21 protein-coding genes and 2 other annotated features are annotated in these 22,980 nt (G+C 46.2%); all 21 genes read right to left on the bottom strand.

The window, feature by feature from the left end:
• Positions 1–109: 109 nt before the first annotated feature.
• Positions 110–1,204, bottom strand: a complete 1,095-nt coding sequence (gene recA / locus ABC765_RS02630; RefSeq protein ID WP_347952854.1) for a recombinase RecA — start codon at positions 1,202–1,204, stop codon at positions 110–112.
• An 81-nt stretch (positions 1,205–1,285) separates the two neighbouring features.
• Positions 1,286–2,551: a competence/damage-inducible protein A gene (locus ABC765_RS02625; RefSeq protein WP_347980649.1), complete on the bottom strand. Its 1,266-nt coding sequence runs from the start codon at positions 2,549–2,551 to the stop codon at positions 1,286–1,288.
• A gap of 196 nt (positions 2,552–2,747) precedes the next feature.
• Positions 2,748–4,283: an IS66 family transposase gene (locus ABC765_RS02620; RefSeq protein WP_347952914.1), complete on the bottom strand. Its 1,536-nt coding sequence runs from the start codon at positions 4,281–4,283 to the stop codon at positions 2,748–2,750.
• A gap of 73 nt (positions 4,284–4,356) precedes the next feature.
• On the bottom strand, positions 4,357–4,713 hold the full coding sequence (tnpB, locus tag ABC765_RS02615; RefSeq protein ID WP_013437559.1) for an IS66 family insertion sequence element accessory protein TnpB: 357 nt from the start codon (positions 4,711–4,713) through the stop codon (positions 4,357–4,359).
• Positions 4,703–4,876: a hypothetical protein gene (locus ABC765_RS02610; RefSeq protein WP_303094221.1), complete on the bottom strand. Its 174-nt coding sequence runs from the start codon at positions 4,874–4,876 to the stop codon at positions 4,703–4,705. The genes tnpB and ABC765_RS02610 overlap by 11 nt, the downstream gene beginning before the upstream one ends.
• A gap of 130 nt (positions 4,877–5,006) precedes the next feature.
• Positions 5,007–5,591, bottom strand: a complete 585-nt coding sequence (pgsA, locus tag ABC765_RS02605) for a CDP-diacylglycerol--glycerol-3-phosphate 3-phosphatidyltransferase (RefSeq protein ID WP_347980648.1) — start codon at positions 5,589–5,591, stop codon at positions 5,007–5,009.
• A 25-nt stretch (positions 5,592–5,616) separates the two neighbouring features.
• The gene (locus tag ABC765_RS02600; RefSeq protein WP_347980647.1) at positions 5,617–6,636 is read right to left on the bottom strand and encodes a RodZ domain-containing protein; all 1,020 of its coding nucleotides are present in this window, start codon (positions 6,634–6,636) and stop codon (positions 5,617–5,619) included.
• Positions 6,637–6,724: 88 nt separating this feature from the next.
• Positions 6,725–8,023, bottom strand: a complete 1,299-nt coding sequence (yfmH, locus tag ABC765_RS02595) for an EF-P 5-aminopentanol modification-associated protein YfmH (protein ID WP_347952851.1) — start codon at positions 8,021–8,023, stop codon at positions 6,725–6,727.
• Positions 8,023–9,279, bottom strand: coding sequence for an EF-P 5-aminopentanol modification-associated protein YfmF (gene yfmF / locus ABC765_RS02590; protein ID WP_347980646.1), 1,257 nt, complete (start codon positions 9,277–9,279; stop codon positions 8,023–8,025). The genes yfmH and yfmF overlap by 1 nt, the downstream gene beginning before the upstream one ends.
• Positions 9,280–9,419: 140 nt before the next feature.
• The gene (locus ABC765_RS02585; protein WP_143113091.1) at positions 9,420–10,262 is read right to left on the bottom strand and encodes an amino acid ABC transporter substrate-binding protein; all 843 of its coding nucleotides are present in this window, start codon (positions 10,260–10,262) and stop codon (positions 9,420–9,422) included.
• Between the two features lie 17 nt (positions 10,263–10,279).
• On the bottom strand, positions 10,280–10,921 hold the full coding sequence (locus ABC765_RS02580) for an amino acid ABC transporter ATP-binding protein (protein ID WP_347952849.1): 642 nt from the start codon (positions 10,919–10,921) through the stop codon (positions 10,280–10,282).
• Positions 10,922–10,936: 15 nt separating this feature from the next.
• Positions 10,937–11,578: an amino acid ABC transporter permease gene (locus tag ABC765_RS02575; protein WP_347980917.1), complete on the bottom strand. Its 642-nt coding sequence runs from the start codon at positions 11,576–11,578 to the stop codon at positions 10,937–10,939.
• Positions 11,579–11,753: 175 nt separating this feature from the next.
• Positions 11,754–11,984: a binding site (T-box leader), on the bottom strand.
• Between the two features lie 68 nt (positions 11,985–12,052).
• The gene (gene mreD, locus ABC765_RS02570) at positions 12,053–12,589 is read right to left on the bottom strand and encodes a rod shape-determining protein MreD (RefSeq protein WP_347980645.1); all 537 of its coding nucleotides are present in this window, start codon (positions 12,587–12,589) and stop codon (positions 12,053–12,055) included.
• Between the two features lie 12 nt (positions 12,590–12,601).
• Positions 12,602–13,453, bottom strand: coding sequence for a rod shape-determining protein MreC (mreC, locus tag ABC765_RS02565; RefSeq protein WP_347980644.1), 852 nt, complete (start codon positions 13,451–13,453; stop codon positions 12,602–12,604).
• Positions 13,454–13,569: 116 nt separating this feature from the next.
• Positions 13,570–14,577 carry a rod shape-determining protein gene (locus tag ABC765_RS02560; protein WP_006500252.1) on the bottom strand — a complete coding sequence of 336 codons (1,008 nt, stop codon included), beginning with the start codon at positions 14,575–14,577 and terminating at the stop codon, positions 13,570–13,572.
• A gap of 170 nt (positions 14,578–14,747) precedes the next feature.
• Positions 14,748–15,386, bottom strand: a complete 639-nt coding sequence (locus tag ABC765_RS02555) for a JAB domain-containing protein (protein ID WP_033934425.1) — start codon at positions 15,384–15,386, stop codon at positions 14,748–14,750.
• Positions 15,387–15,441: 55 nt separating this feature from the next.
• The gene (locus ABC765_RS02550; protein WP_347980643.1) at positions 15,442–16,758 is read right to left on the bottom strand and encodes a folylpolyglutamate synthase/dihydrofolate synthase family protein; all 1,317 of its coding nucleotides are present in this window, start codon (positions 16,756–16,758) and stop codon (positions 15,442–15,444) included.
• A gap of 118 nt (positions 16,759–16,876) precedes the next feature.
• Positions 16,877–19,534: a valine--tRNA ligase gene (locus ABC765_RS02545; RefSeq protein WP_048345495.1), complete on the bottom strand. Its 2,658-nt coding sequence runs from the start codon at positions 19,532–19,534 to the stop codon at positions 16,877–16,879.
• A gap of 74 nt (positions 19,535–19,608) precedes the next feature.
• Positions 19,609–19,828 (bottom strand) — a binding site (T-box leader).
• Between the two features lie 57 nt (positions 19,829–19,885).
• Positions 19,886–20,392 carry a thiol peroxidase gene (tpx, locus tag ABC765_RS02540; RefSeq protein WP_319996510.1) on the bottom strand — a complete coding sequence of 169 codons (507 nt, stop codon included), beginning with the start codon at positions 20,390–20,392 and terminating at the stop codon, positions 19,886–19,888.
• 142 nt (positions 20,393–20,534) lie between these two features.
• On the bottom strand, positions 20,535–21,755 hold the full coding sequence (gene thiI, locus ABC765_RS02535) for a tRNA uracil 4-sulfurtransferase ThiI (protein ID WP_347963343.1): 1,221 nt from the start codon (positions 21,753–21,755) through the stop codon (positions 20,535–20,537).
• Between the two features lie 27 nt (positions 21,756–21,782).
• A complete protein-coding gene (locus ABC765_RS02530; RefSeq protein WP_074504722.1) occupies positions 21,783–22,931 on the bottom strand; it encodes a cysteine desulfurase family protein in 1,149 nt (382 codons plus the stop codon).
• Positions 22,932–22,980 lie beyond the last annotated feature (49 nt).

Raw genomic sequence — 22,980 nt, 5'->3', positions numbered from 1 at the left:
GAATAGTGTCAATAATTCAAGTTAAACAAATCTTAATGTAGCTTCCGTGACATTAAGATAACTAAATAAAAACTCAAATCCAGCCGCGGCCGAATTTGAGTTTTATTGCTTACTTATCGTCAGTTTCCGTTGCCACGTCAAGACTTTCCTGCTGTGGCTTTTTATTTTTAGCAGTCTCATTTTCGCCATCAGCTGCTGCCGTCAATGAAGCATCCGGCTCCATACCATAGGCAACTCGAACTTTGTTAGTCAGCTCGGCCATTGCTTCAGGATGTTCATCCAGCCACTTCTTGGCATTTTCACGTCCCTGACCAATTCGTTCGTTACCGTATGAATACCAGGCACCACTCTTTTTAACCAGGTCTTTTTCAACGGCCATATCTAAGACTTCACCGGTCTTAGAAATTCCCTGACCATACATGATGTCGACTTCTGCTTTTCTGAATGGTGGCGCAACCTTGTTCTTAACGACTTTGATTTTGGCACGATTACCAATAACCTCAGTTCCGTCTTTCAACTGCTCACCACGACGAATCTCCATTCGAATCGTGGAGTAGAACTTCAGTGCTCGACCACCTGGCGTCGTTTCTGGATTGCCAAACATAACCCCGACCTTTTCCCGAATCTGGTTGATAAAAATGGCAATCGTCTTAGTTTTATTGATTTCACCAGAGAGCTTGCGCAGTGCCTGCGACATCAGACGTGCCTGCAGGCCAACGTGAGTATCACCCATCTCGCCCTCAATTTCAGCACGCGGAACCAATGCCGCTACTGAGTCAACGATTACGATATCAACCGCGCCGCTGGCAATCAAGGCATCAGCAATTTCCAAGCCTTCTTCACCCGTATCTGGCTGAGAGAGCAGCAGGTCCTTGACATCAACGCCTAGTGCCTGTGCATATTGTGGGTCCAATGCGTTTTCAGCATCAATATAGGCTGCCGTCCCGCCACGCTTCTGCACTTCAGCAACGGCATGCAGGGCCACCGTCGTTTTACCGGAACTTTCTGGTCCATACATTTCAATAATCCGACCACGCGGATAGCCGCCTACCCCCAATGCTTCATCAATTGCCAGCGAGCCACTGGAAACCGTCGCAATCTTGGTATCAGCTGCGTCACCCATTCGCATGATGGAGCCTTTGCCGAAGTTTTTTTCGATTTTACGCAGTGCATTTTCCAGCGCTGCCTGTCGTTGATCAGCCAAAATGTTTTCCTCCTTATGTCCGAAGTTGTCTGTAACTATCTTATCAGTAATCATAGGTAAAAGACAAGCAAAAAGTGAACGTTAGTTCGTTTTATTTTGCAAAGCCCAATAGGTAAACAACAATCCCATTTGAACGCTGCGCTGGCGAATCCATTGGCGCGTTGCCATTTTTTGAGAGAGATGCAGTTGGCTGGTCTGAGTTGGCTGCCCCTTGATTGCGATCCCGATCCAAACCGTTCCAGCAGGCTGACCTTCTAAAGCATCTGGGCCGGCGACCCCAGTAAATGAGACCCCAACATCGGCATTCATTTTCTTTTGACATCCCTCAGCCATTGCTTTGGCCGTTTGAGCACTGACAACGCCATATTGGTCGATTACGGCTTTAGGAACGCCCAACAGCTGCTCTTTTGCCTGCGCAGCATACGTTACAAACCCACCATTAAAGACTTTTGATGCGCCCGGAACGCTGCAGATCGTACTTTGAAACATACCGCCCGTCAGACTTTCGGCCCCGGTAATCGTCCATTGATGCTTTTGCAGCAGCTTAACGACTTGTTCAGCCAAGGTGACGTGTTCGCCAATTCCAAAACAATATCGGCCAACGCGCTTAAAAATAACTTGTTCAGCAGCAGCCAGCTTTTTTTCTGCTTGGGCCTGCATTGCGTCATGAATGGTTAGACGAACTTGAATCTCGCCAGGCTGAACGTATGAGGTTGCCAAGACGTCATCAAGTTTGGCTTCATCTAATGCCTGCTCAATCTCATCCATCAGCTGCGATTCTGGGAGTCCTAAAAAATGCAGATTATGACTGAAGATGGCTTTACCATTGCCAAACTGCTGTTTTAAAAGCGGCAAGAGGCTCTGAGTTACCATCGGCTTGAATTCGCGCGGCGGCCCGGGCAAAACGACATAGGTGTGGCCTTGATGATTCAAGTAGGCACCATCGGCCATCCCGGTAGGATTAGCCAAGATCTGACCGCCTTTTAGATAATAGGCCATTTTAATGTTTTCTGGCGTCATTTTGGTTTTTCTGATCGCAAAATCGGCTTGAATCTTTTGCCACTGCTCATCATCCAAAGCCAATTCAACGCCAATTGCCGCAGCCGTGCTGGCCATGGTCTGATCATCCAGCGTTGGTCCCAGGCCGCCACAGACAAAGATCAGCTGAGCACGTGTCTGTGCCTGTCTGATGGCTGCCTGAATCCGCGTTGGATCATCATCAGTCGTTGTCTGCCAGTGAGCATCAATATCCAGCCGCCGCAGCTGATCAGCTAAGAAGCGGGCATTGGTATTGACGATCTGTCCTAAAACGATTTCAGTTCCAATTGAGATAATTTCTGCTTCCATAAGCATCCCCCTCAACTTAATATATGCCGATTATCGGCTTATGCATTAAAAAAAGCAAAAAAGCAAGTTCTAAAGTAAGCACACCATATTGAACCGTGTTGCCTACTAAGCGGTGACCAATTTCAAAAATTAAAGAACAAAAAAGCAGCGGTCGACCGGCGCATTTCTGCGTGGTCGACCGCTGTTCATTTATCAATTAGGCTTTGCAGCTTTCTTGAATTTCACGAGCCCATGGCAAATAAGCCTCTATTTCTGGCGTTTCGCGTTTTGTAAAGGCGCTAAGCAGGGTCTCTAAATATTTAAAGACATCCAAATGATTTAGTTTTGCGGTTTGCACGATGCTATACCAGATCGCATTGGCTTTGGCCCCAGCCGTGGACTTCGCAAACAGACTGTTCTTTCTGACCAGCGTGGTGGGACGAATCAGTTGCTCATTGTGATTATTATGCAATGGCAGCTCTCCATGCCTGAACATCTGGTAAACCCGCTTCTTCAATTTGAGGGCATTTTTGATTGCATTGCGTAGCGGTTTGAGTGGCGATTTCGTCAAGGCTTCTTCAATCAGCTGATAGAAATCATCAATCATCGCTTTTAAATGCTGACGCCTTTGGGCTGCCTTCTCACTTGCTGATGAATATTTCAACCGTTTTTCGATGTGAAATACTTTGGCAAGGATCCGCACGGCGTCACTCGCAATACTTTGCCCTTGAAAGCGGGTAATCTTTGGATCAAGCAGTCGCTTAAATTGGCGATTGATATGAACCAGACAGGTCCCCCAATACGCTTCTGGTAAGCGATTATCAGAATATCCACTAAACCCATCACACATAATACCGCCAGAAAAGTCATCACCTAAGATTTCTGTAATAACCTTTCCTGATCGTGAAGGGGCATAGTGGAAATACGATACTTGATGTGGACTGAATTCTGCCGTAGAACAGGCTGACCAGAAGTAGCCATGTGATTGATCAAGATCCAGAACTTGAAATGGCGTCTCATCAAGCTGCACCACAGGTGCTGCCTTGATTTCTTGACGCAGACGTTCATAAATCTTTTGCCCAAACCTTTCGCCAGCTTCAATTACCCCACGAGCCATATGTTTGCTGGTGATGGGAAGTCCGAGGCGCTCCCAATACTGCGTCTGGCGGGTAAACGGTACTGCCAGACCAAACTTTTCAAAAAGTACTTCGGCGATTACCGAGCTTGAAAGGTAACTGTGTGGAAACAAGGGCTGTGGCGTCTTTGCCTGAACGAGTACATCATTGTCGGTTTCCGGATCTTGACAGTGTTCGCATCTAGCCGTTTCAGTACATACGATTTTGCAGCACAAGTGGGCAGGAATCAGTTTAACTTCACGATATTGTTCATGTTTGCCGATAACCGTCATCATTTGACCGCATTGATCACAAGTCAGTTCTTGCTCGCTTAGCTGATGAAGTTCTTCAACTTGTTCTAGGCAATCAAGCAATTGTTTACGTGATTCCTTTGATTTGCATTTTCTCTGGTGACTGGTAACGGTAGTGGTCAACTTTTCTACTGTTGAATCATTCGTTGGCACGGTTTCCTGTTCGTTGTCATCAAACAGATCCAACTGGCCAGCACTTAATTTTTCAGTTTTTTTTCCAAAAAGTTGCTTTTGCAGATAGTTTACCATCTCGGTCAGTTCCGCAATCTTAGCCTTTAGTTCTTTGTTTTCACGCAAGGCTTCTTCTAAAGTGATCTTCTCAGCCATTACCAATCACCTCCTTTATTATCTGATGACCATTAGGTTATCAGATAATGGAGGCAAATAAAAGAGGAACTTGTTAATACCCTGGTCCCTTAATAGCCGGCCTGATTCGTTTCTGAGGCAGTGGCGAGATGCCTTCTAACAATGCCTTAATCTGACTCTTGGTTAATGCCACTGCGTCTTCTCGATGTCGCGGCCATCGCAGTCCACCATTTTCAAAGCGTTTATAAAGCAGGATGAATCCTTCGCCGTCCCAGTACAAGCCTTTGAAGCGGTCATTACGATTGCCACAAAATAGGAATAACGAATCATTATCTAATTCCAAGCCATAATTCTCTGCGATCACCATGGCCAAACCATCAATCCCCTTCCGCAGATCGGTCTTGCCACAAACTATGTAGACGTGCTGAGGGGCACTCCAGTTAACCAGCATAAGCGGCTACTGCTTTAATGATCTCACTAACCAGAGCGGGATCTGCTTCTTGGTAGACATTAATTTTTACTTGGTGCAGTGAAACGGTCGCAGTCAAGCGTGAGCGCTTAGTAACCGGCTTCTTTGTTCGTGGTATATCAACTTCGACAAAATCTTGCTTCATAAAAAGTCCTCCTCCTTGAATATGTCTTCAAGTATAGGAGAACTTGGGATTTAATCATATGCGGTTGGTTATAGTGTGCTTACGTTCTAAAGTCCAATGACTCTAAGAACTTACTTTAATCTAGCCAATTTTATTTAAATCCATCCGCAAAAACGCCGCGGCCCTTAACAAAGTAGTCGATTCCCGAGTAGACCGTAAAGAACAGGCAGATGTACAGCATAATCTGACCAAATGGAATATTCCAGATTGCAAAGATTACGTTGTGCAAAAGCAAGAAGATAATGGCGATAAATTGAGTCGTCGTCTTAATCTTACCTGGCATCTTGGCAGCCAGCACCGTTCCATTTTGTTCTACCAGCAATAGACGCAGTCCTGTTACCGAAAGCTCACGCCAAATAATAATAGCGGTTACCCAGGAAGGTACGACCCCTTGTCCCGTCAGGACGATAAAAGCAGTCATTACCAACAGCTTATCAGCTAATGGATCGGCAAACTTACCGAAATTGGTTACTAAATGGTCACGACGCGCAATTCGGCCATCCAGATTATCAGTAATCGTGGCCGCAATAAACAGAATCGCCGCAATCAGTTCGGCAACTGGAATCGTAGCACCCCAAAACGCAACGCTGCCCCAACCAAATGGCACTACCATTAAGATCAGGAAAAATGGAATAATAATCAGCCTAACGATGGTTAATTTGTTTGGTAAATTCAACGAAACTTCCCCCTATTTCACTAAATTAACGCGTACTGGATACGCTCGTCTGTGTTGATGAGGTTGATGCAACCCCAGACGTCGTGCCTGATCCAGCAGTTGAAGACGTACTTTGCGAAGTACTGGTCGTCACGGCAGATGAAGAGGTTGAAGAAGCCGAAGACGATTGCGTAGTATTGCCAAGCTTAATCGTAACCGTCCGTGTGTTTGGATAAGTGTTGTTCTGCGTCAGATCAACCGTGGTGTTGCCAAGCTTGACCGTAGTGGCGCTGGCATTGCCAAGCGTCAAGACGATCGTTTGGGCGTTTTTGGCAATATTGATTTTTTCAGTTTGGTTGGCGCTCATCGTCTTGCTTAAACGCTGTGAGTTATCAACCGTTACGGCATTCCAGGCTTGTCCGGAAGTCTTGATCGTCAAGGTCGTGTCTTTGGTTAAGGCATCACCGGTAAACGTAACTGCACTGCTGGTCCGCGTTGAAGCCGTCAGCTTGATGCTGCTGGACGTCTTCTTTGAGCTGGACGATGACTTCTTTTTGCTTGAGCTGGAAGACTTCTTGCTTGATTCACCTGAAACCTTGACCGAACTGTTGTCAATCTTGGTCGAAGAATCACGATGACCTCTAACGATTGCCGTCAGCCAAATTGCTGCCAAAACAATAACGACGATGACGATCGCAATCACTGTTGGCAGATACTTTCTGGCATCGTTAACCTTAGTAAGCTTGCGTTTGGAAGTTGCCCGCGTCTCAACGGCTTGAGCAATATGCTCTGAATATTCATCAGTCTTGGCTTTAGGCAGATCGTCATCGTATTCTTTTAACAGATCCTCGCCGTCCAGACCAACCGTATCAGCATACTGCTTGACGAATGCCCGAACATAGAAATCGCCAGGCAGTTCATCAAACTTTTCGTCTTCGATGGCAATCAAATAGCGTTTTTGAATCTTGGTCGCCTGCTGCAGGTCGTCTAAGGTATATCCCTTGGCTACCCGAGCATCATGAAGCTTTTTACCAACTTCTGGTCGTTTTTCTTCGTTTTCACTCATACCTAATCCTCATTCTTTTAAATTTTAAATTAGTCCATAACCTAAAATAGTATAGCATACTATCACGACGGCAAATTTTAAGAAACGCTTATTTCGTTGGCGGTACGATTTGATAGACCGAGAGCCGCTCTGGTTTGATGAATTGATCAATGGCAATTGCCAGCTCATCATAATCAATACTGCGCAAAATCTCAATTTCATCCAGCAGCGTTGCATGATCAAAATAGCTGCCGCCGTACAGCATTGCAATGTTTTCCGGTGAGTCCAGCTGGTTGATCAAGCGGCCCAGCATCGCATGCTTTACGTCTTCAAACTGATTTTTCACTGCTGCCAGCTGTTCAGGCGCCTCTTTTAGAATCTGAATCATGGCATCGGCAAACTGCTCCATTTGATCAGTATCCGTGCTAAAGGTTGCCAAATGAAAGCCGCGCTGAATCTCAAAATTATAATTAAAAGAATCGTCTATAACACCAGTATCATACAAACGTAAAAAGTTGGCTGACGTCTCATCAAACAGCATTGCCAGTAAAAGATTGATCCGCCATTTATAAAGCAGCCGCTCCTTACCGTTTTCAAAACTTTGAATACCGCGCAGTCCAACCATTACCTTAGGCCGCTCAACTGCCATCGTTAATGTACGAAACGGAATGACGTCGTTGGCAGTCGGATCGCTGATTACCGCGGTTCGCTTAGGCAGCTTGGGCTCATCAAAATGCTTGACTGCCTGATTTTGCTCAACCCACGCTAAAACCTGCTCAACATCAAGTCGTCCAGCAACAAACAGATTCATATTGGCTGGTTGATAAAAGGTGCGATAGGCATCATAAAGAATCGGTGCCGTAATCTTTTGGATCGATTCTTGGGTGCCGGCAATGTCAATGTGCATCGGATCATTAGGATACAGGTTGCCCAGCATCCCAAGATATAAACGCCAGCTGGGATCATCATTATACATGGTGATTTCTTGGCCAATGATTCCCTTTTCCTTATTGACAGTTTGTTCAGTAAAATATGGATCCTGAACAAAATCAAGCAGTACATCTAGATTTTCGTGGAGGTGAGCAGTCGTTGAAAACAGATAGCGCGTCTGCGTAAAGCTGGTAAAGGCATTGGCGTCGGCTCCCAGCTTGCCAAATAGATCAAACGCGTCATGATCGGCCTTTTCAAACATCTTATGCTCTAAAAAGTGGGCCACGCCATCAGGAACCGTCAACAGCTCATTTTTTTGATCAGGCACGAATGCATTATCAATTGAGCCAAATTCAGTCGACAAAACAGCATAGGTCTTATGAAAGCCTTCCATTGGCAGCAATGTTACCAAAAGGCCATTATCCAGCTGCTTTTGGTACACGTTTTGATTGAATTCTGAATATTTGAATTGCTGCATTATTCCTCACCATCCAAAAAATAGACTGCCTGCAGCTGAAGCTTTTTAGCTAAATCGGCAACCTGTTCTTTAGTCACCTGCTGCAGTGATTCAATAACGTTTTCTGCCGGCAGTCGATTACTCATACAGTCAACCAGCCAATGCTCAACAATGCCGCCAGGAGCATCCAGCCCAGTCTGATACTGGTTGATCAAGGCATCCTTGACTTCCTGCATGACCGTTTCGCTAAAATCACCCTGCTGAACTGCCTTGACCTGAGCCTCAATCAATTGCCGCGCCTGATGATAGTTTTTGGCATCGATCCCCGTCTGAATTGCCAGATGACTGCTGAACAAACGCAGCTGACTGGATGCATAGTAAGCTAGGCTGGCTTTTTCCCGCACGTTGGCAAACAACTTGGAATATGGCGTGCCGCCTAAGATTCCATTCATGACCAAAGCAGCATAGTAGTTTTCATCACGATAGAAAACCGGAAAGTGGTAAGCCAGGTTTAGTTTGGCCTGATTAACGTCTTGGCGTTCACTCAGCTCACGAACGCGATGATGAAACGGTTGACGATAATAGATATCTTTAGGCAGTGGCGACTGACGCGGTGACAATGGCCACTGTCTGAAAAGATCAAGTACCGTCTGTGGATCCACATTGCCATAGACAAAAATGTCAACCTGGTCATGAGCCAGCATATCATAATAGGTTTCAACCAAAGATGCCGGCGTTAGCTTGTCCAGATCCTCCAGCCGACCATAGCTGGGAATCCGCATCAAAGAGCTTTGGTCATAATAAAGACGGTCCAATTGCCAGGCAGCGTAGTACTGTTTATTTTCCTTAATGGAAGCCAGCTCATTGGCAACGTTTTGCCGCTGGGTCTTAAAGGTTGCTGCATCAAAAGCACCATCCGTTATTAAAGGATGAAAAATCATCTGATACAAGATATCCACCAAGCTGGCAAAAATACCTGGCTGAGCAAAGCGATCATCAACTGCCTCAGCTCGTACCCGCAGCGTATGTGCATAGCCGATGCGACTGACGCTGGCACTGGCATCGGCGCCGTATAGATGATTCAAGGCCTTGGCAAATGCTGTCTGCGTTGGATATGCTGCCGTACTGGTTTCTAAAAGATTCGCCAACAGATTGCGCGCTGCCGAATTATCTGCCGTCTGTGGCGTTGCAAAGTTGATCAGAATTCGATTAACGTGAAACCGTGACGTTGGCTCAATATGCAGTCTAACGCCCGGCTGCAGATTAAAATCCACCATATTACCCTCATTTCCAAAATTGATTAATGTCTTTGATTGTCATAGTTCATTCTTACTGATAGATACAATATTCCATATTACTTGATTCGCCCATAAATTACAAACGAGGGCCCGTTAAGACGCGCCCTCGTTTGTTAATTTTATTTTTTTACCGGTCCCAGATAATTGCTGCTGACGCCAAACCACTTCTTATTGATTCGCCGCAGCTCGCCATTTTTCTGGAGTCTAGCCAAACCTTCGTTAACCTTCTTTTGCAGAGTCTTGTCACCCTTACGCATCCCAACAGCAAAATAGTCTTGCGGCATCTGCGGATCTGAGTAGACTCGATAGGCCGAGCTGTCTTTTTGGTGCTTAATGTAGTAGTCCGCATAGACCTCATCCATTAAAATGCCTTGAATCCGCCCAGCATTCAAATCAATAAATGCATCAGGGAAGGTATCATAAAGCACGGCCTTGTGATTCTTGATCTTATCTTTTAACAGTTTAGGATACTCATCTAAAGCCGTTGCTCCCGTCGAACCATTTTGAACGCCCAGACTCTTGCCCTTCATATCGTTAAAGTTACTGATATGATCTTTTTTCTTGGTAACCAGTACCTGTTTGTTAAGCAGGTAGACGCGGCTAAAGGCAACTTTTTTAGCCCGCTGCGGCGTTACCGAATAACCGTTCCACAGCAGATCGATGGTCCCATTTTTTAACTCGGTTTCTTTCATTGACCAATCGATCGTCTGAAAATCAACCTTAATGCCATATTGTTTAAAGACGGCCTTAGCCAGATCAATATCATAGCCAACCAGCTTGCCATTTTTTTCCCGAAAGCCCATTGGCACGAAACTGTCATCCAGCCCAATCACAACCTTGCCCCGCCGCTGAATCTGCTTCCAGGTGTCTTGAGTGTCAGCACGCTGGGTAACGTTTTGACAGCCACTCAACAGCATAACCGGCAAAATCAACAGCAGCAGCCAATATTTGAACTTCTTCAATTTTCCGGCCCCCATTATTATTGCTGATCCAAAGCTTTAACCTGCAGAATATCATCAGCGACTTTTTGAGCAAACTCCATATCATGCGTAACCACCAACTGCGTCATGCCGTCTTTTTTCAAGCCCAGAATCAGCTTGGCAACCTCATCACGCAGATTAGGATCAAGAGCAGAGGTTGGCTCATCATAGCAAAGAATCTTAGGCTTCATAGCCAGCGCCCGCGCAATTGCCACTCGCTGCTTTTGACCACCAGACAGCTGATAAGGATACAGATCGCCTTTGCCATCCAATCCCAGTTCCTTTAAGAGATTTTCGGCATCCTGCTGGGCATCGGCTTTTGCCTTTTTCAAGACCAGCGTTGGCGCCAGCGTAACGTTTTCAAGAACTGTCAGATTAGGGAAAAGGTTAAAGTCTTGAAAAACAACCCCGATCACACTGTCAGAGCGATCCGTTCCCTGTGGATCAAAAGGACGACCATCAATTAAAAACTTACCGCTGTCGGCTGCCTCTAAACCGGTAATGCAGCGCAAAAGCGTCGTTTTACCTGCACCGGATGGACCAACGATGCATAAAATCTCACCATCTTTAACCGTTAAGTCAACGCCGTCTAAAATCTGACGTCCACCAAAGCTCTTTTTAAGTTCCTGCACTTCCAGCATCTTCATGGCCTCCTTTTACTTAAAGTATGAATAACGTTTTTCAACCTTGTTCAGGATAAACGTGCAGATCCCAATCAAGATTAAGTAGATCAAGCCAACCAAAAGCAATGGCACCAAAGTTACGTCCCGTGCCGTAGCAACATTGCCGGCCCGCAGCAGATCGCCCAGACCAATTACGTATACCAAAGATGAGTCCTTGACCAGATTGATGACCTCGTTGCCGATCGAAGGAATTACGATCTTAACGACCTGTGGAATCACGATCTTGCGCAGCGTCTGACTATAGCTTAAACGCAGAACCCGCGCTGCCTCATATTGGCCTTGATCGATTGACTGAAAGCCACCCCGAAAAATTTCGGCAAAATAGGCACCATAGTTGAGAATAAATGCAAACAGTGCCGCGTCGTAACGCTGAAAAACAATCCCAATAATTGGCAAGCCATAAAAAACAAAAATCAATTGCAGCAGCAGCGGCGTGCCCCGCATCAGCCAGACATAAAGCTCAAGCAGCCATTGCAGTGGCCGAAACTTGGAAGTCAATCCTAAACTAACTAAGATTCCCAAAGGCAGTGAACCAAGCAGCGTCCAGAAAAACAGCTTTAATGTCATGCCAGCGCCTTGAAACAGCGATGGCAGAATTTCCATAACATAGTGCATTGACATGATAAAACCTCCCTCAAATGCTTCGATAACAAAAAACGTCCTCAACAGTCATAACGACTGTCGAGGACGCCGCAGCGTGATCCCACCTCGGATTTGCAACGGCTTCACAGCCATTGCCTCATTAAGTTCAAACTTTCCAGAAAAGCAAAAACGCCCCCGAGCACATGGCTCAGAGGGCGTTGCCGCGGTTCCACCTCATCATTGCAGTCAGCTCACGCTAGACTGCCTCAGCGAGTTCAAATCTAAACTCTGTGCTGTAACGGGCTTCCCCGGAGCGACTTACTAAATTCGATCGCCCAACTCGCAGATGTGATTCACTGTTGCCTTCTGGTCGCTTCCCATCAACCGCGACTCGCTAAGCAGTCGGCTAAACAGCTACTAGTCTGTTCTTTGTTTTTGTTATCGTTTTTTAATAATTGTCAGTATCTTACTATCATCCAGCAGCCTTGTCAAGACCTCACCATAAATTCAGCGGCGTTCGGTATCAGCAGCCCAAGTAATCAGCTTTTGCAATGGAAAATACAAACACAGCAGATATACCAAATTCAAAAGCAGCGTTGGCAACAGCGTATCCAATAAAAAAACGCCCAGACCAACCTTGGCAATTCCTACTGCAGCATAGGCCCAATAGTTAAAAAGCTCAAATACCGTCAGATCGATCAAAAAGATCAAGACAATCATCAGAAACGATGGCGTCAGATATTTGGCCAGCAGTTTCGTCAGACCAACAACCATTGGATAAAGGAACATGAACAATCCTAAGATCCCCGAATAATAGAGATCACAAAAGATTCCCGCGACAACCGAAAATCCAACCAATGGAATCTGAACGTCGCCTTCAAAAAAATACGAGCAGACCAGCCAGACAATAACCAATTGACTGACCATTGCGTAGGGATAATGAAAGAAAAAGCCTGCAAATACCTTGCTTAAGGAACCATCCAAAAAGAGGGCAGCGAACAGACCTAAAGGAAACACATATCTCAACCGGGATAATCTATACATGTCACACCGCCTCTAATCGTTTAATTCCGCTACCGTAACGATATTGATCTCGTTAAAGTTCGTAGCCGGCTTGATGTAGACTTTCTTAGCCAGTCCATAATCATCCTTGCCGATACGTGAGACTTTGCCGACATAGAGTCCTTTTGGCGTAATACCGCCCATTCCGTTGGTTACGACCTTAGCGCCTTTTTTAATTTTAGCCGTTGAGGTTACCTGCCCCATAATCAGCTCATTGGTTCTGGCATTATAACCAGTAATAATCCCGTTGACGCTCTTGCTATCGGTGCCATTAATCACAATTGAAAAACGATTGGATGACTCGCTGGTATCACTGAGCAGTTCGACTTTACTGTTGGTCTTGTTAACTTCTGCCACTCGGCCAATCAAGCCGCCGCCAGAAAGTACCGGCATGTTCTTTTTAATACCGCTGGTCTGCCCCTTGTTGATCACTAATTGCTGCTGCCATGAAGAAGGCGTCCTGGACATTACAGCTGCACTAACGGTTGAATAGTCGGTCAGCGAGTTCTTGAGCTTTAATTCTGCTTTTAACTGCTTGTTTTCCTTAGCCAGCGTTTGGTCACGAACCTTAACCTGGGCCAGCTCAGATACTTTTTGCTTCAGCTCGCGATTTTCCGTGTAGGCATTCATCAATCCGGAAACTGAATCAGCGACACCCTGTACGGCATTGACCGGATATGCCACAATGCCATCGGCAAAGCCGACGATATCATTGCCAAACTGCTGAATCAGCGGTGGGGTCGAGCGGCGGTTGCGCATTGCAATCGAGCCGCCCATTAAGCCAAAGCAGACTACCAGAATTACCACTGTAATTACCAAGCGGCGATTCGAAAAAAACTTCTGCATTTTTATCCTCCAATGCACCCAGATACATTTAACGGGACTGGGCAAAACAAATCGTTTTGCGACCAGCCCCGCCCTGTTAACTGTGTATCAGTTATTCTTTTTACTTGATTGCGTGACTACTTGCTTTTTTTCATCACGTCAATGCTCTTCAGTGACTCACCAGTCCCGATAGCAACACAGTCCAATGGATCATTGGCGATAAATACTGGTACCTTGGTAGCATCGGCAATAACTTCTGGCAAGTGCTTAAGCAGGGCACCGCCACCAGTCAGCACGATCCCATGGTCAATTACGTCAGCCGCAATTTCCGGTGAGGTTTCTTCCAACGTTCCCTTGATAGCTTCAATAATGGCTTCGACAACATCCTGCAATGCATTGGAAACATCAACTGCCGAAACTTCTTTAGTCTGTGGCAGACCAGTTACCAAATCACGACCACGAACTTCGGTAGTTCCCATTTCCTTAGCTGCCTCAACAGAAGCCGAACCAATATCCCACTTGAGCTTTTCAGCCGTACGTTCACCAATCAGCAGATTCTTGTTTTGACGAACGAACTGTGCGATCGCATCATTCATCTTGTCGCCAGCCATGCGAATCGAACGACTTGAAACGATGCCGCCAAGTGAAATCGTAGCAACATCCGTCGTACCGCCACCAATATCAACAACCATGCTTCCAGTTGGATCCATAACCGGCAGACCAGCACCAATTGCAGCTGCAAAAGGTTCTTCGATCACATAGGCATCGCGTGCGCCAGCCACCCGCGTCGCATCAATTACGGCACGTTTTTCAACTTCCGTAACGCCACTAGGTACGCAGACCATTACGTACGGCTTGCCGCCATTTTTGCCGAGTGCCTTTTCCATATAGTGCTTCATCATAGCAACCGTCGTGTCATAATCGGCAATCACGCCATCTTTCATTGGGCGAATCGCCACAATGCTTGCAGGCGTGCGTCCAATCATATCACGTGCTTCTTCACCAACCGCGATGACCTCGCCGCTCTTTTTGTTGCGGGCAACTACGGATGGTTCACGCAAAACGATGCCTTTGCCTTCAATGTAAACAATAGTATTGGCAGTACCAAGATCAATGCCAATATTTTTTGCTCCAATTCCTAGCAATCTGTTTCTTCCCTTCGTATACAAAAGTAGTCGTTCATTTTCATAATACAATAGCGTTGATATTATACCATAGCCGAACGTTAAATTAACAGACATTACTATACACCAAACGCCAGAGAAAAACAGCATTGCTATTCAGCATTCGGGTTTCCTTAACCGAATTTTAAAATTCAATTCGCAATTTGGTCATTAAATGCCGCATGAGCCTCTTGACTTTCACGCCAGCTGTAATAATCCTGACTGCCGATCACAAGACAGTCCAACAGATGCAGCCCCAGCAGCTGACAGCCCCGTTCCAACCGTCGCATAAAGCTCAGGTCCTGTCTGGATGGCTCAGGATCGCCTGAAGGATGATTGTGAACCATAATCAGACCAAATGAATTCCAATGCAGCACGTAGCGAAAAATTTGATCCGGATAAAGCATACATTCCGCTTGCCCCCCTTTAAACAGACAGCGTCGTGCTATGATCTCGTTGTGCACATCCGTACAAAGCACTTCGACTGACTCTTGCGTCTGTCCAGCCATCTCATCCATTAAAAACTGGCCAACCTCATTGCTGGAGTAGGCGTGACCTAAGATATCATGCGGGCAGGTTAAAATCAGATTTCCCAGCTCAATTGCTGCCAAAACCGGTTTGAGACGTTTGCGATCATATCCCAAAAAAGCATCCTGTTCTTCCATCGTCATATTGCGAAAAACAGCTGGCGTGGGAAAAAGTTCTAAAAAATGATTGGCAAGGTCTCCTTCCTGATCAAAAACCATGTTAACTAATGCCACATAGCGCTGCTGACAAGTTTTTTCAGTCATTTGATTACCTCCTCTGCCATTACTATATGCAAGACAGAGCAGATTTTATTTTTAATCAGCAAAAAAAACGCCGAACTTCTGAAATAAAGTATAACGAGCCGGTAATCAGAATTGCATCATCGGCTGAAACTTCCCTTGATAGCCTCAGCAATCCCTCTTGCCAGCTGGATGCCGTCTCAATTGGCCAATGCGTCTTGATGTCTGCAGCTGCTTTTTTTAAATCAGCGCTTGGCCGTTTGGGACCCGGGCCGGCAAAATTGGTCAGCATCAAATGAACATTGGGCAGACTGGCAATCTCTCCCAACATTAACTGATATTGTTTATCGGCCAAAATTGCTACCAAAACATAGATTTCCATTTCTTTAAAATCATTCTGCAGCGTTGTCGTCAAAGCCTGCATTCCGGGTAGATTATGAGCACCGTCTAAAACAACCAATGGCGAGTCGTTGACGATTTCCAACCGCCCCGGCCAGCGTGTATTGGCCAAGCCATTTTGAAAAGCCTGGACGTCAATCGGCACGCCCAGTCGTTTCAAATAAAGCTGCGCCATGGTAAGAGCAACGGCAGCATTATCAACCTGATATTCACCAGCCAGTCCCAGCTGGAATCGTTGACGATGAAGCATCAGCCCATCATATTCAATCTCGTTTTTCAGCTGATGACGATTTATTTTTTTAGCCGTAAACTGTCGCCCGTTTTCATATAATGGCGCCTGTTTTTTTTGCGCATCTGCTATGATTGTCTGCCGCGCAGCCTCAGGCAGTCTGCCAATCACTACCGGTACATTTGGTTTGATGATACCTGCTTTTTGGCATGCAATCTCAGCCAACGTATCCCCCAAAACATGCATATGATCGTAGCCAACCGTAACAATACCACTGACAGCTGGCACAATCACATTAGTTGAGTCATAAAGGCCGCCAATTCCCACCTCAAGAATTACAACATCTGGCTTTTTTTGTGCAAACCAGGTAAACATAATTGCTGTATCAATCTCAAATTCGGTAGGACCACCCTCGGGCAATACTTGATCTAGATAATCAACAACGGGGGCCACCTTTTGGGCAGCCTTTACCAGCTCATCATCCGAAATCGGCTGGCCATTCAGTGAGATCCGCTCATTAAAGCGGACAATAAACGGCGAGGTAAAAGTCCCTACCGTCAAGCCACTTGCCATTAGGAGCGAGCGCAGCATTGCTACGGTTGAGCCCTTGCCATTGGTGCCGGTAACGTGCAGATAGCTGAGCTTTTCTTGGGGATTGCCAAGTTCTTTTAAAAATCGCTGCATCCGTTTCAGAGTTGGAATCTTTTTAAACTTGGTCCGGCCATGAATAAATGCCAGGGCATCATCATAGTTCTGAATATTTGTCATGATAAATCCTTTCATTTTTACGCCTAATTATAGAACAATTGTTCGCAAAAATCGACTTAATTTGCAAAAAAACATCCCCAAAGCTCTGTTGAACTCTGGGGATGTCCTGCTTACCTAATTAAGCATTCTGCAGCGAAGCAAGACGTGCTTGGGCTGCTTCCAGCTTTTGCTTCCATTCGACTGCCTTAGCGCGTTCTTCGGCTACGACGGCTTCAGGAGCATTATTGACAAATTTTTCGTTGCCAAGCTTCTTTTCGGAACGTTGAACTTCCTTTTCCAGCTTAGCAATCTCTTTTTCCATCCGTGCCTGTTCCTCTTTTAGGTCAACCAGTTCAGCCATTGGAATGTAGACTTCAGCACCGGTAACGATCCCGCTCATGGCTAGTTTTGGCGCCTGCGTATCGGTAGCAATCTGCAGATCAGCAGGATGGCAGAATCGCTTGATGTAGTCTGCATTGGCCAAAAGCATGTCAGCGGCAGCTTGATCATCTGTCTTGATCAGCAGATCGACTGGCTTAGACATTGGCGCATTGGCTTCATTGCGAATATTGCGCACGGCCGTAATCAGTTCGATCAGACGCTTCATCTGTTCTTCTGATTTTTCATCTGCAAATTCATCATGAACCACTGGGTAGTCAGCAATCATGATTGACTTGCCTTCATGCGGCATATCTTGCCACAGCGCCTCAGTAACGAATGGCATGATTGGATGCATCAGTTTAAGCGTTTGGTCGAGCACGTAGCCTAAAATGTTCTTGGTGTCGGCTTTTTCTGCTTCAGTACCATTGTTGAGCTTTTCTTTGGTCATTTCAATGTACCAGTCACAGAAATCGTTCCAGATAAAGTTGTACAGACAGCGGCAAGCTTCACCAAAGTCAAATGACTCAAATTGATCGGTAACCTGCTTGATCGTTGCATTCAAACGACTCAAAATCCAACGGTCTGCCAGATCCCACTTGTCTTTGGCCGGCAGCTTTGGCGCATTCTGCATGTCACCAAGATTCATGATTACATAACGGCTGGCATTCCAGATCTTGTTGATGAAGTTCCAAGCTGCATCCATCTTCTTATAGGAGAAACGAATGTCTTGACCTGGCGTGGAACCCGTAACCAGGAACCAGCGCAAAGCATCCGTACCATACTTTTCGATGACGTCCATTGGATCAATCCCGTTACCCAAGGACTTACTCATCTTACGGCCCTGTTCATCACGAATCAAGCCGTGCAGCAAGACATTGCGGAATGGCGCCTTACCGGTAAATTCCAGCGATTGGAAGATCATCCGGGCAACCCAGAAGAAAATGATGTCGTAACCGCTGACCAGCGTGTTGGTTGGGAAGTAGCGCTTAAAGTCAGCAGAATCAGTGTCAGGCCAGCCCATCGTTGAGAATGGCCACAATGCCGAGCTAAACCAGGTATCAAGCACATCTTTGTCCTGCTCCCAGTTTTCAGCGTCTTTTGGTGCTTCCATGCCAACATACATTTCACCGGTTTGTTTGTTATACCAAGCCGGAATCCGGTGACCCCACCATAATTGACGTGAGATAACCCAGTCATGCACGTTTTCCATCCATTGATTAAAGGTGTGCTCGAAACGTTCTGGGACAAAGTTGACCCGATCAGCCGTCTTTTGGTTGGCCAATGCTTTTTCTGCCAATGGCTTCATCTTAACGAACCACTGCGTTGAAAGCCGAGATTCAACCTGTACGCCGGTCCGTTCAGAGTGACCAACGGAGTGTACGATTGGATCGATCTTCAGCATATAGCCGCCATCTTCCAGATCTTTGACGATTGCCTTACGTGCCTCGAAACGATCCATCCCGCAGTACTTGCCGGCATTTTCATTCAGCGAGGCATCTTCATTCATCGTATTGAGTTCTGGCAGGTTGTGACGCTTGCCAACTAGGAAGTCGTTTGGATCGTGAGCCGGCGTAATCTTAACCATCCCAGTACCAAATTCAGGCGTTACGTAGTCATCAGCAATGATTTCGATCTCACGGTTGACCAGCGGCACCATAACATGCTTGCCGACCAGTTCCTTGTAGCGTTCATCATTTGGGTTTACGGCAACGGCCTCATCGCCAAACATGGTTTCAGGACGCGTCGTAGCAACTTCAATGTAGTCTTTGCCATTAAACGTCGTGCCATCGGTAAATGGATACTTAACGTGGTAGAAGGCACCCTTGTCATCTTTGTGGATAACCTCCATATCGGAAAGCGCCGTCCGTGCCTGTGGATCCCAATTGATAATGTAGGTTGCCCGGTAGATCAGTCCCTTATTGTATAAATCGACGAAAACCTTGCGAACAGCTTTGTTCAGGCCCTCGTCAAGGGTAAAGCGTTCACGATCGTAGTCAACTGAGATTCCCATCTTAGCCCACTGTTTGTGGATGATGTCGGCATATTCGTCTTTCCAGTCCCATACTTGTTGAATAAACTTTTCGCGACCCAGGTCATAACGTGAAATACCTTGTTCGCGCAGCCGTGCTTCAACCTTAGCCTGCGTTGCAATGCCGGCGTGGTCCATCCCTGGCAGCCACAAAACGTCATAGCCCTGCATCCGCTTTTGCCGAATAATCATATCCTGCAGCGTGGTATCCCAGGCATGACCCAAGTGCAGCTTGCCAGTAACGTTAGGAGGTGGAATAACGATTGAGTATGGCTTGGCTTTCTTATCACCGCTTGGCTTAAAGAACCCTTCATCGATCCACCACTGGTAGCGCCCTTCTTCAATCGAAGCTGGGTTGAACTTGGTGGACATGTTCTTTTCTGACATGGCAAGTTCCCCTTTCAGATTTACAGTTATTGGTTAATTTAATTGGCATCAAACAAAAAAAGACTCGCCCTAATAATTAGGACGAGTCTGCTCGCGGTACCACCTAAATTGAAACCCATCCAAAGACAGGCTTCCACTCAAACATGGGATATCGGCCATGAACCGGAACTGCCTACTTGGTTTCAGCAATTCTGCTCGCGAGCTACCTTCAATCTGGCAAACCGAACCTTTTTTCAGCAACAAGGTCTCTCTAAACGGCTTTACCAGATCTACTCTCTCGTTCAATGCTTGAATAGCGTAATAATAAAAGAAATTTTTGGCAACGTCAAGTCGATTCAAATAATTTCTTAATTATTCAGCAGCCGCACCCAACTTTTCCACTGCGTTCAAGGCAGCCAGATAGTCAGGCTCGTGCGTCATTTCAGGAACGATCTGGCGGTAGACGATCTGGCCATCAGCATCAATGAGGAAGATTGATCGTGCCAAGACGCCTTCATCAGGGATCAAAAGCTTCATTGCATAGCCAAATGACTGTTCATAATCAGACAAAAGCTCAGCATTTGGAATATCATTGGCCGCGCACCAACCCTTCTGTTCGTTAATTGGATTAGTGGAGACCGTAATCAAGCGGACGTCAGGATATTCAGCCATTGCCTTGTTGAATTTGCGTGACTGCAGCGAGCAGACCGACGTATTGATGTCTGGTACGACTGAGAATAAAGTTGGCTTGCCCAGCAGCTCACGAGTCTTAACCCGTTGATTCTGAGCATCAAACAGCTTAAAGTGAGGAATTTCCGTACCTACTTCTGGCGGATTGCCGACCAGCTGCATCTTCTCACCATTGACAGTAACTTCCACGATGAACGCTCCTTTCAGTTTCACAGCGTTTTTTAATTTTGTGTGGGAACAGTATACCAAATTTAGCACTATTCGAATAGCCAAATCCGGTGTTTGAACCAAAAAAGCTGATGCATCAAAAAGTATTGCATCAGCTTAAATTTTACAGCAATTCGGCAAATACGTCTTGATTCTGATTCAAGAATTCGTCACCGGCATGAATCTCGGTAATCTTAATATTGTCCAAAGCCCGCTGCATCAATCCTTCAACATCCAGCCGTGCTTCATAGGCCCGCGCCCGTTTCAAATTCGGCTTGGTTTTCGGCGATGGCGGCGTAAAGACCGTGCAGCAGTCTTCATATGGCAGAATCGACAATTCATAGGTATCGATTTCTTCAGCGATCTTGATGATTTCAGTCTTATCAAACGACAGAACCGGACGCAGTACTGGCCAGGTAGTTACATCATTAATAGCTACCATGCTTTCCATCGTCTGTGAGGCCACCTGTCCAAGACTCTCACCGTTAAAGATGGCCAGACCATGGCGTTTCATCGCCAAAGCCGCAGCCAGTCTAAGCATTAAGCGGCGCTGGACAGTCATCAGATAGCCCTCGGGAACCTTTTCCTTAACCGTTTCTTGAATTTCAGTAAACGGTACTTGAATGAACTTGATGCTGCCACAGTATTTTGCCAGTTTGCTGGTCAGCTCCTTTGATTTGGCCAATGCCTGTTCACTGGTATATGGCGGACTGTAGAAGTGTACCATCTCCAAAGAAACCCCACGCTTCATGGCCAGGTAGGCAGCAACCGGTGAATCGATTCCGCCTGAAAGCATCATCATGCCTTTGCCAGCCGTTCCAACTGGCAGACCACCTGCTCCCTTGATCTTTTCACTGGTCAGATAGATTCCGCTTTTCCGAATCTCAACCATCAGATCAATGTCCGGATGGTGAACGTCAACTTGCAAAAGATCAGGAAATTCCTTTAGCAGGTAGGCTCCCAGCTCACGATTCATCTCAAACGTCCCCATTGGAAAGCCATGATCGGCATGCCGAGTACTGATCTTAAAGGTGGCCGGTTCTTTTACCTGTTCTCTGATCATCTTAGCCGCTGCCTGCTTAACTGCTTCAAAGTCGCTTTCAACTCGTAAAGAAGGCGAGAAGGTCTGGATGCCAAACACCTGCTTTAAGCGATCCATAACCTGACTGCTGTCGGCACCATTTAAGTCAATATGCATCCGATCTCTTTGCGGATGAATCTTAACCTGATCGAAGCCATGCAACGCTTTGGTAACATTGGCTCCCAAACGGTCAATAAAGTTCTTTTGGTTGCGCCCTTTTGTCGAAAGCTCGCCATAGCGCACCATAATTTCATCATATTGCATTTTAGAACTAGATTTTCCTTTCAAAAACTAATCGATAATCTTCTTAAAGCCGGCATACAGCTCATCAAAGACGCGATTGAACTCATCAGCCTCAGCCAGGGTGTTTTGATCGCCCAAGCTGATCCGTACGGCACTGGTTGCAATTTCATCGGGAACCTTCATGGCGGCCAGCGTTCCTGCCTCAACGTGCTTTTTTGAAGAACAGGCACTGGTCGTTGAAATATAGATATCGTGATCTTCAAAAGCATGCACGATCGTTTCACCACGTACGCCAACAATTGCAAACGTCAGAATATGAGGAGCAAACGAATCATCATTTTGCGAGATAACCTCAACGTGTTCAAAATTCTTGATATGATCGTAAATCCGCGTCTTGATTGCTTTTTCGCGTTCAACGGCCTGCTTTTCGTTTTGTTTAACCAACCGTAATGCCTTGGCCATCGCAACAAAGCCAGCCGTATTTTCAGTCCCATTGCGGCGGCCGCGCTCCTGACCGCCACCATCAATCAGCGGAGCCAGCTTGCGGCCTGCTTTGGCATATACAAAGCCGGTTCCGCGCGGTGCATGGAACTTATGACCAGAAAAGACCGCAAAATCAACTCGATCCGAAAAGACAATGTCATCGATTCCCTTACCGATTGCCTGCACCGCATCAACCATAAAGTGAACTTTAGGATAGTCCTTTAAGATTTCACCAATTTCCTTGATCGGCTGAATCGTCCCAATCTCATTGTTGACAACCATTGATTCAACCAGGATCGTATCTGGGCGCAGTGCTTTTCTAACGTCTTCTGGATCAATGCGTCCCTGGTCATCGACTGGCAGATAGGTAATCTCAAAACCAAGGTCAGCTAAGCGCTCCATCGAATTACGCACCGCAGCATGCTCAACGCTGGTCGTAATAATATGTTTGCCATATTGACGCTTTTCAATTGCCGTTCCTTTGATGACCCAGTTGTCGCCCTCTGAACCGCCACTGGTAAAAACAATCTCACTTGGCAAAACGCCAAACAGGTCCGCAATCTGCTTACGTGCCTGCTCTTGAAGATTCCAGGCCGTCTCACCAACCTTATGCAGACTGGAGGGATTACCCCAAATCTTTTGGCAAACTTGATTATACGTATCCAAAACTTCTGGCCAGATCTGTGTCGTGGCACTATTGTCAAAATAAATCATACTGTGCTTACTCCTTTAATGCACGCGGGAAAACAGATTTTCCTCGCAA

The organism is Limosilactobacillus sp. WILCCON 0051 (genome assembly GCF_039955095.1).
Classification (GTDB): Bacteria; Bacillota; Bacilli; order Lactobacillales; family Lactobacillaceae; genus Limosilactobacillus; species Limosilactobacillus allomucosae.
This window is presented reverse-complemented; position numbering and strand designations above follow the sequence as displayed.